This window comes from Hansschlegelia sp. (assembly GCF_035538955.1).
Lineage (GTDB): Bacteria > Pseudomonadota > Alphaproteobacteria > Rhizobiales > Methylopilaceae > Methylopila.
Genome location: NZ_DATLJK010000003.1, coordinates 1 through 12,247 on the forward strand (window position 1 = coordinate 1; position 12,247 = coordinate 12,247).

Below are 12,247 nucleotides of genomic sequence, written 5' to 3' on the forward strand. Positions count from 1 at the left end.
GATGAAGCCCTCGCGGCCGGCGGCGTAGATCCGGGTCCCCATCGTGGCGACGCCGAGCATCACGTTCAGCCGGAACAGCAGGGTCTCGACCGACGGCGTCACATAGACCGCGTCCGCCCCGAGCGCCTGCAGCGCCGCCTCGCGGCCCTGGCCGGCCGAGCCCGCCGGACAGTACAGGATCGCGGTCCGCCCCAGCGCCTCGGGCGCCGCGCCGAACGCCGCAAGCGCCGCAAGCGCCCCCTCGCCCTCCGCCGCCACCAAATGCCGCCGCGCCGCGCCGTCAACCCGCAGCCCGCCATAAACCGGACGGCTCTTTATCTCGGAAAGATTCATGTCACAGGGACTCTGCGCTCAACAAAAAGCCCCGGCGCGCGGACGCGCCGGGGCTGGTTCGGGTGTCAGAGTTGGAAGACGGCGTTCGCGATCAGGACCACCACCACGCCGGCGACAAGCGTGAGGTAAGGCAGCATGCCGGCCTTGCGTGAGGCGGAGAAGCCCTCGGATCCGACCTGAAGATCCTCAAGCATCTGCGCCGGGAACTTGCCCTTGTCCTGCACATAGTGCCGGTAGAAGAACACCGGGATGATCATGGCGGCCGTGATCATGCCCGCCCACAGCGCCATCGGGTTCCAGACCTTCGCGCCGGCCCCCATGAAGATGGCGTTGACGAAGGCGAACACTGCGCCGAGCCCGATGATGAAGGCGGGCGCCTTGTAGGGGCGCGGGATGTGGCCGCTGTCGATCCGGTGGATCCAGCCCGAGTTCAGGTTGAGGAAGTTGAAGATGATGTAGCCGCAGTTCGACACGGCGAGGATGAAGAAGAACGACGTGGCGTCCGCGCAGGCGATCGCCAGCAGGACGAGGTTCACGCAGAGGTCCGTCCACATGGCGTTGGTCGGCGCGCCATGATGATTGACGTAGGACAGGTAGCGCGGGAGCCAGCCGTCGACCGAGCCCTGGTAGAGCGTCCGCGAGGAGCCCGCCATGGCGGTCATGAGGCAGAGCATGAGCGCGAGGATCATCAGCATGACCAGCGCGTTCTCGATGATCGGCCCGCCGCCGACCATATGGGCGAGCGCCGAAGCGACGCCGGAGCCGTCGACGATCGGCGTCTCGAGCATGCCCGTCAGGCCGAGCTCGCTCTGGAAGGTGAAGGGCACGATCACGAAGATCGCGATGCACAGCAGGCCCGAGAAGAAGATCGCCTTGAAGGTGTCGCGAGCGGGATCCTTGAATTCGCTCGTGTAGCAGATCGCGGTCTCGAAGCCGTAGGTCGACCAGGCGGCGATGAACATGCCGCCGAGCACAAGGGTCCAGCCAGGGATGTTCCACGCGCCCGGCTCAGGCTTGTAGGCTTCGGCGATCGGCACGAAGGGCTGGAAGTTCGACCAGTTGACGCCGTGCTGCAGCAGCGGAGCGACGCCGACGATGACGAGCGGCACCAGAACCAGCACGCCGACGATCCGCTGAACCCGCGCCGTTCCCAGGATCCCGCGATGCTGAACCGCGAAGGTGGCGAGCATCAGCGCCGCGCCGATGAAGAACGCCGAGTTCAACGAGAACGACACCGGACCGAGGGAGCCGGAAAACAGCGTCCAGCCCGCCAGACCGGGCGTGACGGGGGCGATCGCGGTCAGGATGTAGCCGGCGGCGATCGAGCAGCCGAGCGAGAGGACGGGCGACCAGGCGAACCAGTTGCACCAGACCGAGAGCGGCGCGATCGGCTTTGCGTAGCGCACCCAGGCGGCCGCGCCATAGATCGAGGCGCCGCCCGACTTGTTGGGGAACAGACCGGCGATCTCGGCGTATACGAAGGACTGCAGGAAGCCCATCATCATCGACGCCGCCCAGATCGCGAAAGCGGGCGTGCCGGTGGTGCCGGCGATGCCGCCGATCGAGAACAGCACGAGCGGCGGAACGCCGCTCGCCACCCAGAACGCGCCAGTCCAGGAAATGCTTCGCCGCAGATGATGCGTGTCGTCGGCTGAGACCGGCGTCTCGGTCATTGCTATCGTCATTGGTGTTTCCCCGTGCCCCTGAAGTGTGCGCCGTCAGCCGGCGCAGGCCGCCGCCCCGTGCCGCTGATCCGAGAGACTGGCCTCTGCAGAGTCTGGCGTCATTGCCGGGGTATGCTTGTCACTACCTAATTGGGCGACAGGACCGACTTCGCTTCCGACGCGCTCCGCAAGTGCAGTCCGTGCGGACGTCGGCACGCTCTATCGGCCTGGAAGAGGACGACCTCCGCCATGTCCTGCGCGACCCGGAGCGGGATCATGCAGCACTTTTGGTTCTTGTCAAAAGTTTTTCCCGTGAGGAAAATTTATGCTCGGCGCCCGCCTTCGAGGCGGGCATCTATTGTCGCATTTTTGAGCGAGCAGCGTCGATGCGGGCGCTTTTATAGGCATCCGGCAGGGACAGCGCCCAGACGAAGAAGCCTCCGGCATGTCTGCCGATGAAGTTGGCGTCCGGCGGGGCGAACTTCGTGGAAAGCCATCCGAGGATCAGCGTGAAGAAGGCGAATCCCAGCCCGCGCGCCGCGCGGCCGATCATGACATGGCCCATGCCCGGCAGAATGGCGGCGACCAGCAGAGCAAGCCGTGGGTCAGGCGGCGTGCGGAGCGGCATCGGCGAGACCTTCCCTTTGGCTGGCGTCCGCGGCGGCGCGCGCCGCGGAAATCGCAAGATCCAGCGCGGCGGCGGCTTCGGCCGGCTGCGCGCGGGGATTTTCGAAGCGGCTGTCGCGAAACAGCAGATAGGCGCCTCGCGCGCCCTGCCGGAGCTGGCGCACGACGCGGGCGCCCGCGGGCGTGACAGAGATTTCCTTGGTGAGATCGTCAGCGAGCGGGGCGGCGAGCGCAGTCTCCAGGCCGGAAAGCAGCCGCTGTGCGTCGCGCGAGCCGCGGACGCTTGAATCCTGCGGCCACGATGCCGGCGGCCTCAAGCCCAGTGGAAGTTGTCCTCCGAGCGCAAAGAATTCCGCGCCCGTCGGACGCCGCAAGACGTCGATGGTGGCCTGAGCGCCCGTCGGAAGGCGGACCGAGGCGATCAGCCAGAGTTGCGGAAGGCGACGGAAGGCGAGTTGTTCGGCGACCGGCCGAAGCGCGACCTCGAAGCCGCGGTAGCGGCCCCGCAAGACGCCGTAGCTCGAGGGATCCGGCTTCAGGTCGGGCCCCTCGAGGAGCGGCAGGCAGTCCGCGAGAATGTCGCGGCGCCCGTCGTTCTCGGCGTCCGCCGCTCTCTTGAGACGGATCGCCGCGACGGCGAGCGCCGCCGCGGAGATCCCTGCGAGAACGGCGGTTCCGATCATCGCCGCCTCAGTATCCCCGGGGCTTCGGCCAGGGCATCGTGAACTGCTCGCCGCGACGGCAGTATTTGTAGCGGTGCAGGACGAACCAGGCCGACGCCAGGATGTAGAAGCTCATCATGGCGAGCAACTGCGTGCCGTAGCCGAGGAAGACCGCGAAGTAGGTCACGGCGCACAGCGTCACCAGCAGGATCGCGGGAAGCGGGTGAAGCGGGTGGATGTAGCCCCGCGTGATCGATCCGAGCGGCCATTTGCGGCGGAAGATGATCACCGCGATCGCCATGATCGTGTAGCCCAGCAGGCCGGAGAGGATCGAGAAGGTGATCGTCTGGTCGAGCGGGGTGGAGACCGCGAACAGGATCGCGATCGGCACGAAGAACACGATCGAGCGGAACGGCGTCCGGTACTTCGGATGGACGCCGCCGAACCACACCGGCATGTAGCGATCGCGGCCCATCGCGAACCATGCGCGGGACGCGTCGTTGATGCAGCCATTGGCGGAGGCGAGCGTCGCGAACAGCGTGCCGACGAACAGGAACACTTCGAGCGGCGCGCTGCCGGTGAGGCGGCCGGCGTCGTAGAGCGGCGTGATCGCCTGGCCGAGATATTCCCAGGGCATCAGGCCGGCGCCGACATACCAGGTCAGGGTCGCCGCGATCAGCAGCGTCATGATGCCGGTCAGCGTCCCGAGCGGCAGCGAGCGAGCCGGCGAGCGGACCTCTTCGGCGGCCTGGGTCGTGCCCTCGATGCCGAGATAGTACCAGAGGCCGAAATGCATCGCGGCCAGGATGCCGAGGCCGCCATAGGGCAGGCCGGTCAGGAGTTCGGCGTGCTTGGTGACTTCGCCGGGCGCCCAGGGACGGATCGCGACGAACAGGACCAGGATCGCCGAGAACGCGATGGCCGTGATGACATAGTTCACGGTCAGCGTAGCGAGCACGCCGCGGTAGTTGAGCCAAGCCAGGAACACGATCGTCAGCACCATGAAGGCGCGTTTATCGAGTTCGCCGACGAGCCCCATATTGTGGGTGAACGCCTCGATCAGGTCGCCGGTGACGATGGCGTTCGAGACCTCGAGCATGGTGTAGGCCATCACGAGGTAGAGGCCGACATTGAAGGCCGCGAGCGGGCCGATGATGTGTTTGGCCTGGGCGTACTGGCCGCCGGCGGCGGCGACCGTCGAGGTCACCTCCGAGTCGATCATGGCGACGCAGGTGTAGAGGATGCCGGCCAGCCAGCAGGCGGTGAGCGCGGCGATCGCGCCGCCTTTGCCGACCGCGAAGTTCCAGCCCATGAACTCGCCGACGAGCACGATGCCGACGCCGAGGCCCCAGACATGCGCGGGGCCAAGCACGCGCTTGAGCGCGACGCGCGCCGGAGTGGCGGAGGCGGCGGCCGCTGGAGCGGCCGGGCTTACAGGATGAGCGACGTCCACCATCACGACCTCGCCGTGGTTTCGCCGAGCTCGGCGTCGATGATCTCGCCCTCGGCGGAGGAGGTCAGGTATTCCTCCGAATAGGACCGGTTGGTTCGCAGCATGTCCCAGAGCATCCAGAGCGCGAGCGCGGCGGCTGCAGACCAGGCGCAAATGTTCATTGCCGATATCATTTCGGCCTCCTCGGTATGGCTTCTGACATCGGGCGGATCAGGCGGACGGGCCGTCGTCGCCGAAGCGCTCGGCGATGACTTCACGGTATTCCTTGTCCGACCAGCGGATCATTCCGACGAAATAGGCGATCACGACCGCCGCCGTGATCGCGCAGGCGATCCAGGAGAAGGTGTAGTCGAACTTCACGCCGATGATCGCGGCGGCTGAGGCGGGATCAAACCCGAGCTTTTCCCACTGCGCCGCCATGGTGGGGTTCTGGCCGAGCGCTTCCCAGGTCGGATTGTCGTAGGCGGTCGTGGTGGTGCCGCCGCCGGCGAGCTTCAGCAGGAGCGGCAGGTAAAGCGTCACCAGAACCAGCGCGAGCATGATGAAGGCGTCGACGACCTGACCGAAGATCGACTGAACCGGCGGCTCGTAAGGCTGCTTCCTCATCGGGCGGCCCTCCGCTCGGCGATGATGCGGTCCAGATAGTAGATGTCGGTGCCGTAGATGGCGGCCTTGTCCTCCTGATAATGCCGGATCAGGGCCCAGACCGCCGCCGTGTTCAGCAGCAGCACCAGCCCGGCGAGGATGAGCATCAGCAGCGTCACGCCGCTTGCTGCGAACTGATCGGCCATGCGCCAGAAGGCGAAGGCGTAGACCGCCCACACGGCCGTTACGGACACGTAGGCCGCGAGTTTGTCCCGCCGGTACATACTTTCGACACGCGCCTGATGATCGCGCATAGCCATCCTCCCCATGTTCTTGCGAAGAAAATTTCGCTCTTTTGAGGAAAGGTTGACCGCCTATTTTGCGGGCGTCAAGGGCCTCATGAATGTGCAGCGCGACAATCGTTTGAGCACATCGGAATCCGATGCAATGCTCAAGAACTTCAGGGCGGCGTCGGACTCCAAAATATGAACGTTTCACTCAAGGAAACTATATTGACATAGAGGAAAGCGGTGACTTAGCTCGCCGCTGCCGGCTAGGCTGAGCTTAGCAATGCTCGAGGCGGGGCGGCGCCTCGGCGTGAGCCGTGAAGGAGAGATCCGTTGAACAAGCGCATCGCAGTCATCGGCGCTGGTCCGAGCGGTTTGGCCGCTCTCCGGGCCTTCGAATCCGCCCGCCAGAAGGGCGCGGACGTTCCTGAGGTGGTCTGCTACGAGAAGCAGTCGAACTGGGGCGGCCTGTGGAACTACACATGGCGCGCCGGCCTCGACGAATTCGGCGAGCCGGTCCACGGCTCGATGTACCGCTATCTCTGGTCGAACGGCCCGAAGGAGTGTCTGGAGTTCGCCGACTATTCCTTCGAGGAGCATTTCGGCCGGCCGATCCCGTCCTATCCGCCGCGCGCCGTGCTGCACGACTACATCGCCGGCCGGGTCGAGAAGTCAGGCGTCCGCAAGTACTGCAAGTTCAATCATGCCGTCCGCGACGTCCATTATGATGACGTCGCCGAAAAGTTCACCGTGACGGTCAAGGACCTTGTGGCGAAGAAGCATATTACTGAAGAGTTCGACTATGTGATCGTGGCCAACGGCCACTTCTCCACGCCGAACGTTCCTCAGTTCGAGGGCATCGACAAGTTCCTGGGCCGCGTGCTGCACGCCCATGATTTCCGCTGCGCCGACGAGTTCGCCGGCAAGCACGTTCTGATGATCGGCTCGAGCTACTCGGCCGAGGACATCGGCACCCAGTGTCACAAATACGGCGCGAAGCGGATCACCTTCAGTTATCGCACCAAGCCGATGGGCTTCGACTGGCCGGAGGGTTTTGAGGAGAAGCCGCTGCTCACCCGGGTCGAGGGCTCGACCTGCTACTTCAAGGACGGCTCTTCGGTCGACGACGTCGACGCCATCATCTTCTGCACCGGCTACCTCAACCACTATCCGTTCCTGCCGGACGATCTCAGGCTCGAGACGCGCAATCGGCTGTTTCCGCCGAACCTCTACAAGGGCATCTTCTGGGAGCCGAACCCGAAGCTGATGTATATCGGCGCGCAGGATCAGTATTATACGTTCAACATGTTCGACGCGCAGGCCTGGTACGCCCGCGACGTCGTGCTCGGCCGGATCGCGCTGCCCGACCGCGCGGCGATGCATGAGGACAGCGAGTCCTGGGTGCGCCGCGAGGAGGCGCTCGAGGATCCGTATCAGGCGATCGACTTCCAGACGGAGTATGTCCGCGACCTGCTGAGCGCGACCGACTACCCGCGTCTCGACGTCGACCGGGTGGCGGAGCTCTTCAAGGAGTGGGAGCACCACAAGGTCGAGGGCATCCTGACCTACCGGGATCGCTCCTACCCATCGACGATCACCGGCAACATGGCGCCGGTTCACCACACGGTGTGGATGAAGGCGATGGACGACTCGCTCGAGGCGTTCCTCAATCAACCGGAGCAACGGGCCGCCGAGTAAAGGCGTCCCGGCCTGTTCGTGGAGAGCCGCGCAGCCAAGCTGCGTCGGGTCTGTGCTTGCGGGCGCAGGCCTCAGGCGCCAGAAGGTCCGCGCGTCCGCGACGGGGCGCGGGCGTGGCTTGACTCATGGGCAAGGCGGAAGTCGAAGTCGCGGTCGTCGGCGCGGGCGCAGCAGGGATCGGCGCCGCCCGGCGCCTGCACGAGGCGGGCGTCGACGTCCTGCTGATCGAGGCGCGGTCGCGACTCGGCGGCCGCAGCTTCACGGTGTCGGACCCGATCGGCGGCGCGCTGGACCTCGGCTGCGGCTGGCTGCATTCGGGCGACGAGAACCCCTGGACCGAGATCACCGAGCGGCAGGGACGGTCCGTCGACCGATCGCCCGCGCCTTGGAGCAAGGCTGCTCTCGGGGACGCGTTTCCCGCCGAGGAGCAGGCGCGCTTCCGCGCCGCGAGCGAGCGGTTTCATGCGCGGCTGGCCGAGGTCGCGGCCGCAGAGCCAGACCGGCCGGCGTCTGACTGCCTCGAGCCCGGCGGTCGCTGGAACGAGCTGCTCGACGCGGTGAGCACCTATGTGAGCGGCGCCGAACTGCATCGCGTCTCCGCCCGTGACCTCGCCGCCTATCGCGACACCGGCGTGAACTGGCGGGTGAGCGCAGGCTACGGCGCCGTCATCGCGGCGCATGCAGACGGCGCGCCGCTCGCGCTCGGTTGCCCGGTGAGCGAGATCGACCATAGCGGCAGGCGCGTCCGGATCACGACGCCGCAGGGCGTGATCTCCGCCGAGCGCGTCATCATCACTCTGCCGACCGATCTCCTCGCCGAGGAGGCAATCGTGTTCAGGCCGGCTCTGCCAGAGAAGGCTGCGGCCGCGGCCGGCTTGCCGCTCGGACTCGCCGACAAGCTCTACATCGCGCTTGAAGGCGCGGAGGCGTTCGAGGTCGACAGCCGCGCCTTCGGCCGCACCGACCGCGCCGCAACGGGGGCCTATCATTTTCGCCCGCTCGGGCGGCCGCTGATCGAAGCCTATTTTGGCGGCGCGCTCGCGGCCGATCTGGAACGCGGCGGCCCCGACGGCTTCTTCGACTTTGCGAGGCAGGAGCTGACGGGCCTGTTCGGCGCGGCCTTCAAAGATCGGCTGCGGCCGCTCGCGAGCCATTCCTGGCGCGCCGATCCGTATGCGCGCGGGTCCTACTCCTTCGCGCTGCCAGGCATGGCGGGGCAGCGCGAGATCCTGGCGGCTCCGGTGGATGACCGGCTGTTCTTCGCCGGCGAAGCGTGTTCGACGCGGGACTATTCGACCGCGCATGGCGCGCTCCGGACCGGCCTCGCGGCAGCGGAGGCGATTCTCGCCGCCCGCGAACGCCGGTAGCCCGTATGCACGCAGCCGTCGAAGCTCGGCGATGGCAAGGAAAGCGATGGTGCGGGCGGTCGGACTCGAACCGACATATCCGTGAGGACGGCGGATTTTGAGTCCGCTGCGTCTACCAGTTCCGCCACGCCCGCGGCGCTGCCAGTCGTGCAGGACGCCCGCAGGCGTCTGGCTCCTGTAACCCACCTCGGGCGGGGGCGCCAGATGGCTAGTCCTGATCCGGCGAACCGAGCGCGACGACGTCCGCGATCGACCACACCTCGTCGATCCTGCCGTCCCGGAAATGGTAGAAGACGTTCTCGCCGAAGGCGGCGCGCCTCCCTGTCGGCGCAAGGCCCTGCCACTGACGCGTCAGCGTTGCGGTGTCGCGCAGCCGCGCAGCGACGAAGTCGCCCTCGATGACGAGCTTCTCGACGCTCCACTGAAGGTCGGGCATCGCGGCGAAGCTGTCCTCGATCGCTCGGGCGCGCCACTCGGCGCGGCTCATGCGGCCGCCATTGTAGAGCAACTCCTCCCAGTAGAAGCCCTCGGCCTCGTCCAGACTGCGGTCGTTCAGGCACGCGATGTAGCGCCGGTACAGCGCTTCGAGCTCGTCGCGGGTCATCGATCCTCCTCCCTTCGCCGGACAGGAGGGTCCGGCCTCGGCGTCAACGGCCGGTTCGCGGCGAGGTTCGCTGACGCCGCCGCTGAAGCGGGGGGCGATGACGCCGCTGTGCGTGACAGGCGCCCTCAAATGAAGGTGAACGCGTTCAAGCCGCCTCGCCCCAGGGCCGAGAAACTCACGACTTGCGCCGGGCGCGCAAAGCCCTCATTAGGCTTCGGCCTTTAACCTCGGCGCCGTCACGCCAGGCGCGGTCAGAACGGGGACGATTCGGGGCATGCTCCGCGTCTCAGCGAAGGGTCGGGAATGCTGAGACGCCTTTACGAGTGGACGCTTTCGCTGGCCGCGGGCCCGAAAGCGGACCAGGCCCTGTTCTGGGTCGCTTTCACGGAGAGCTCGTTCTTCCCGCTGCCGCCCGACGTCCTGCTGGTGCCGATGACGATCGCGCGGCCCGAGCGCGCCTATTACTACGCGATCCTGTGCGGGATCGCGTCGACGCTCGGCGGTCTGCTCGGCTACGCCATCGGCGCTCTGCTCTATGACAGCGTCGGCCTCTGGATCATCAATCTCTACGGCTACGGCGACAAGATGGAGGCGTTCCGGCACGCCTACGCCGAGTACGGGCTGTGGATCATCCTGCTCAAGGGCCTGACGCCGATCCCCTACAAGCTGGTGACCATCGTGTCCGGCTTCGCGGGCTACAACATCTTCCTGTTCGTGCTGCTGACGATCATCTCACGGACGTTGCGGTTCCTGCTCGTCGCCTGGCTGCTCAAGCGCTATGGCGAGCCGGTGCGGGAGTTCATCGAGAAGCGCCTCGAGGTCGCGACGATCCTGCTTCTGGCCTTCGTCGTGGGCGGCTTCGTGCTGGTCAAATACGTGGTGTGAGCGGGCTTCGCGGCCAACGGCCCCGGCGACAGCCCGCGCGAGATCGGTGATATCGAGCCTCATGAGCCGCGCCCCTTCAATGGCGATCCTGGCCTTCGCGATCGCCGCGGCCGCAGCCCTGACGGTCGGCGCGGCGCTCGTGTTCCAGCACGGCTTCGGCTACGTGCCCTGCATGCTCTGCCTGTGGGAGCGGTGGCCCTATTACGTCGGCGCGCCGCTCGCGCTCGCCGCGGGGCTGGTCGCGGCGGCAGGCGCGCCCGGCGCCGCGCGGCTGCTGCTCGCCGCCGCGGGGCTTCTGTTCCTCGGAGGGGCCGTCCTTGGCGGCTACCACGCCGGCGTCGAATGGGGCTTCTGGCCGGGCCCCGCGAGTTGCGCCGGCGCGAACGCCGCGCCGACATCGGCGAGCGATCTGCTCGAGCAGATGAGCGGCACCCGCGTGGTGCCGTGCGACGCGGCAGCCTGGCGGCTGCTCGGGGTCTCGCTGGCCGGCTACAATGCGCTGATCTCAGCCGGCCTTGCGGCTCTCGCCGCCTACGCGCTCAGGCTTCCGACGGCCCGATAGCGGGCGCCGCCACATCCGCCGTCGGCAGATCGGCGGCGTCCTGCAGCACGATGACGGGCGTGTCCTTCGGTACCCGGGCGTAGAGATCAATGATGTCCTGGTTGAACAGGCGGATGCAGCCGCTCGACACCGCCCTGCCGATGGACCACGGCTCCGACGTGCCGTGGATGCGGAACAACGTGTCCCGGTCTCCCTCGAAGAGGTAGAGCGCGCGCGGTCCCAGCGGATTTTGCAGGCCGGGCGGGACCCCATCCGCGGCCGGGCCATAGCGCTCCGGTTCGCGCGCGATCATGTCCCGCGTCGGAGTCCAGCGCGGCCATTCGGCCTTCCGGCCCACGCGCGCGGCCCCGGCGAATTCGAGCCCGGCCTTGCCGACCCCGATGCCGTAACGGAGCGCCATGCCGTTCTCCTGAACGAGGTACAGGTACCGTGCGCGCGTATCGATCACGATGGAGCCGGGCCGCTCCTGCGTGGCGTAGGCGACCTGCTGGCGCAGCCACCTGGGGTCGACCTTCGAAATATCAGTGGCCGGCAGGGCAAAGCGCTCGTCGGGCTCGGGACCATACATGGCGAGCGTCGCCGGATCGTGGACCGGGCCAGCCGCAGTACGGGGACCCGATGAAGCACAGGCCGAAAGAGCGAGCGCGCCACAGATCAGCGCGCAGCATCGACCGCCCCCACGGAGCGTGGCCCAAGAAAAGAATGTCATGATTGTCGCCGTGTGATCGCAGGATAGTCCAGCGGTGGCTGGACGCAGCAGCGATCGGCTGTGATCGAGGCAGTGAGACGTCAAAACCCGTTCGAAACAGTGGCGGCGCGAGACGAGTTGCTAATCTGCCACGCTTGTTACGGCACTGCTGTGCAGGACAAGTCGGAGATCCACGATCACGTATTCTTGAGCGGCGCACGCCGTAACTGAACGAAACTGGCGCGGCTGCTCATCAGGGCTCCAGTTCGGAATCCCAGTAGAGGTAGTCGAGCCAGCTGTCGTGGAGATAGTTCGGCGGGAAGGCCCGACCGTTGCGGTGAAGGTCGTGGACCGACGGCTGGAACGGCGCCTGGGTCGGCCGCATGCCGCAGTCCTCGGGCATCTGCCCGCCCTTCCGCAGATTACAGGGGGAGCAGGCCGCGACCACGTTCTCCCACGTCGTCTGGCCGCCGCGCGAACGCGGAATGACGTGGTCGAAGGTCAGGTCCTCGCGCGCGCCGCAGTACTGGCAGGAGAACCGGTCGCGCAGGAAGACGTTGAACCGCGTGAACGCCGGATTGCGCGACGGCTTCACGTAGGTCTTCAGGCAGACGACCGAGGGCAGCCTCATCTCGAAGGACGGGCTGTGCACCGTCCGATCGTAGCGAGACAGCACGTTCACCCGATCGAGGAAGATCGCCTTGATGGCGTCCTGCCAGGCCCAGAGCGACAACGGATAGTAGCTGAGCGGACGGTAGTCCGCGTTGAGAACCAGAGCCGGGCACGCATCAGGCGAGACGGCGACCGTCACCACGCACTCCCTAAGCGCGCG

General features: G+C 66.7%; 14 protein-coding genes, 1 tRNA gene and 1 pseudogene. 4 read left to right on the forward strand and 12 right to left on the reverse strand.

Translation table 11 applies throughout. From position 1 onward, the window contains the following. The 8 genes and pseudogenes from VM780_RS00910 to VM780_RS00945 all read right to left on the reverse strand — a co-directional run. Positions 1-333: pseudogene (locus VM780_RS00910) on the reverse strand (hypothetical protein); the annotation flags it as partial. A gap of 65 nt (positions 334-398) precedes the next feature. Beyond that, the gene (locus tag VM780_RS00915) at positions 399-2,018 is read right to left on the reverse strand and encodes an APC family permease (RefSeq protein ID WP_325444166.1); all 1,620 of its coding nucleotides are present in this window, start codon (positions 2,016-2,018) and stop codon (positions 399-401) included. 334 nt (positions 2,019-2,352) lie between these two features. After that, positions 2,353-2,625: a hypothetical protein gene (locus VM780_RS00920; protein ID WP_325444168.1), complete on the reverse strand. Its 273-nt coding sequence runs from the start codon at positions 2,623-2,625 to the stop codon at positions 2,353-2,355. After that, positions 2,603-3,307: a hypothetical protein gene (locus VM780_RS00925; protein WP_325444170.1), complete on the reverse strand. Its 705-nt coding sequence runs from the start codon at positions 3,305-3,307 to the stop codon at positions 2,603-2,605. The genes VM780_RS00920 and VM780_RS00925 overlap by 23 nt, the downstream gene beginning before the upstream one ends. A gap of 7 nt (positions 3,308-3,314) precedes the next feature. Next, the gene (locus VM780_RS00930; RefSeq protein ID WP_325444172.1) at positions 3,315-4,742 is read right to left on the reverse strand and encodes an APC family permease; all 1,428 of its coding nucleotides are present in this window, start codon (positions 4,740-4,742) and stop codon (positions 3,315-3,317) included. Further along, positions 4,742-4,900: a hypothetical protein gene (locus VM780_RS00935; protein WP_325444174.1), complete on the reverse strand. Its 159-nt coding sequence runs from the start codon at positions 4,898-4,900 to the stop codon at positions 4,742-4,744. Before VM780_RS00935 ends, VM780_RS00930 begins: the two co-directional genes overlap by 1 nt. A gap of 49 nt (positions 4,901-4,949) precedes the next feature. Continuing rightward, complete coding sequence (locus VM780_RS00940; protein WP_325444176.1) at positions 4,950-5,345, reverse strand: hypothetical protein; 396 nt, start codon at positions 5,343-5,345, stop codon at positions 4,950-4,952. Continuing rightward, the gene (locus VM780_RS00945; protein WP_325444178.1) at positions 5,342-5,638 is read right to left on the reverse strand and encodes a hypothetical protein; all 297 of its coding nucleotides are present in this window, start codon (positions 5,636-5,638) and stop codon (positions 5,342-5,344) included. The genes VM780_RS00940 and VM780_RS00945 overlap by 4 nt, the downstream gene beginning before the upstream one ends. 306 nt (positions 5,639-5,944) lie before the next feature. Between VM780_RS00945 and VM780_RS00950 the strand changes: the two genes are divergently transcribed. Further along, a complete protein-coding gene (locus tag VM780_RS00950; protein WP_325444180.1) occupies positions 5,945-7,309 on the forward strand; it encodes an NAD(P)/FAD-dependent oxidoreductase in 1,365 nt (454 codons plus the stop codon). Between the two features lie 125 nt (positions 7,310-7,434). Next, positions 7,435-8,676, forward strand: a complete 1,242-nt coding sequence (locus VM780_RS00955; protein WP_325444182.1) for an NAD(P)/FAD-dependent oxidoreductase — start codon at positions 7,435-7,437, stop codon at positions 8,674-8,676. 47 nt (positions 8,677-8,723) lie between these two features. Here VM780_RS00955 and VM780_RS00960 read toward each other — a convergent pair. Both VM780_RS00960 and VM780_RS00965 read right to left on the reverse strand, forming a co-directional pair. After that, positions 8,724-8,810 (reverse strand) — tRNA-Leu (locus VM780_RS00960). 74 nt (positions 8,811-8,884) lie between these two features. Next, positions 8,885-9,280, reverse strand: coding sequence for an ester cyclase (locus VM780_RS00965; RefSeq protein ID WP_325444184.1), 396 nt, complete (start codon positions 9,278-9,280; stop codon positions 8,885-8,887). Positions 9,281-9,583: 303 nt separating this feature from the next. On the opposite strand from VM780_RS00965, the gene VM780_RS00970 reads away from it, so the two are divergent. Both VM780_RS00970 and VM780_RS00975 read left to right on the forward strand, forming a co-directional pair. Next, positions 9,584-10,165, forward strand: a complete 582-nt coding sequence (locus tag VM780_RS00970) for a YqaA family protein (protein WP_325444186.1) — start codon at positions 9,584-9,586, stop codon at positions 10,163-10,165. Positions 10,166-10,226: 61 nt separating this feature from the next. Continuing rightward, on the forward strand, positions 10,227-10,727 hold the full coding sequence (locus VM780_RS00975) for a disulfide bond formation protein B (RefSeq protein WP_325444187.1): 501 nt from the start codon (positions 10,227-10,229) through the stop codon (positions 10,725-10,727). Here the strand turns inward: VM780_RS00975 and VM780_RS00980 are convergent. Next, complete coding sequence (locus tag VM780_RS00980; RefSeq protein WP_325444189.1) at positions 10,705-11,436, reverse strand: L,D-transpeptidase; 732 nt, start codon at positions 11,434-11,436, stop codon at positions 10,705-10,707. The two genes, VM780_RS00975 and VM780_RS00980, sit on opposite strands and share 23 nt — an antisense overlap. Before the next feature lie 232 nt (positions 11,437-11,668). Then, positions 11,669-12,226: an HNH endonuclease gene (locus VM780_RS00985; RefSeq protein ID WP_325444191.1), complete on the reverse strand. Its 558-nt coding sequence runs from the start codon at positions 12,224-12,226 to the stop codon at positions 11,669-11,671. Between the last annotated feature and the right edge of the window lie 21 nt (positions 12,227-12,247).

Excerpts from the sequence above, each read along its gene's own strand:
- VM780_RS00915 (WP_325444166.1), bottom strand. The coding sequence starts at position 2,018 with ATGACGATAGCAATGACCGAGACGCCGGTCTCAGCCGACGACACGCAT.
- VM780_RS00920 (WP_325444168.1), bottom strand. The coding sequence starts at position 2,625 with ATGCCGCTCCGCACGCCGCCTGACCCACGGCTTGCTCTGCTGGTCGCC.
- VM780_RS00925 (WP_325444170.1), bottom strand. The coding sequence starts at position 3,307 with ATGATCGGAACCGCCGTTCTCGCAGGGATCTCCGCGGCGGCGCTCGCC.
- VM780_RS00930 (WP_325444172.1), bottom strand. The coding sequence starts at position 4,742 with ATGGTGGACGTCGCTCATCCTGTAAGCCCGGCCGCTCCAGCGGCCGCC.
- VM780_RS00935 (WP_325444174.1), bottom strand. The coding sequence starts at position 4,900 with ATGAACATTTGCGCCTGGTCTGCAGCCGCCGCGCTCGCGCTCTGGATG.
- VM780_RS00940 (WP_325444176.1), bottom strand. The coding sequence starts at position 5,345 with ATGAGGAAGCAGCCTTACGAGCCGCCGGTTCAGTCGATCTTCGGTCAG.
- VM780_RS00945 (WP_325444178.1), bottom strand. The coding sequence starts at position 5,638 with ATGCGCGATCATCAGGCGCGTGTCGAAAGTATGTACCGGCGGGACAAA.
- VM780_RS00955 (WP_325444182.1), top strand. The coding sequence starts at position 7,435 with ATGGGCAAGGCGGAAGTCGAAGTCGCGGTCGTCGGCGCGGGCGCAGCA.
- VM780_RS00965 (WP_325444184.1), bottom strand. The coding sequence starts at position 9,280 with ATGACCCGCGACGAGCTCGAAGCGCTGTACCGGCGCTACATCGCGTGC.
- VM780_RS00970 (WP_325444186.1), top strand. The coding sequence starts at position 9,584 with ATGCTGAGACGCCTTTACGAGTGGACGCTTTCGCTGGCCGCGGGCCCG.
- VM780_RS00975 (WP_325444187.1), top strand. The coding sequence starts at position 10,227 with ATGAGCCGCGCCCCTTCAATGGCGATCCTGGCCTTCGCGATCGCCGCG.
- VM780_RS00980 (WP_325444189.1), bottom strand. The coding sequence starts at position 11,436 with ATGACATTCTTTTCTTGGGCCACGCTCCGTGGGGGCGGTCGATGCTGC.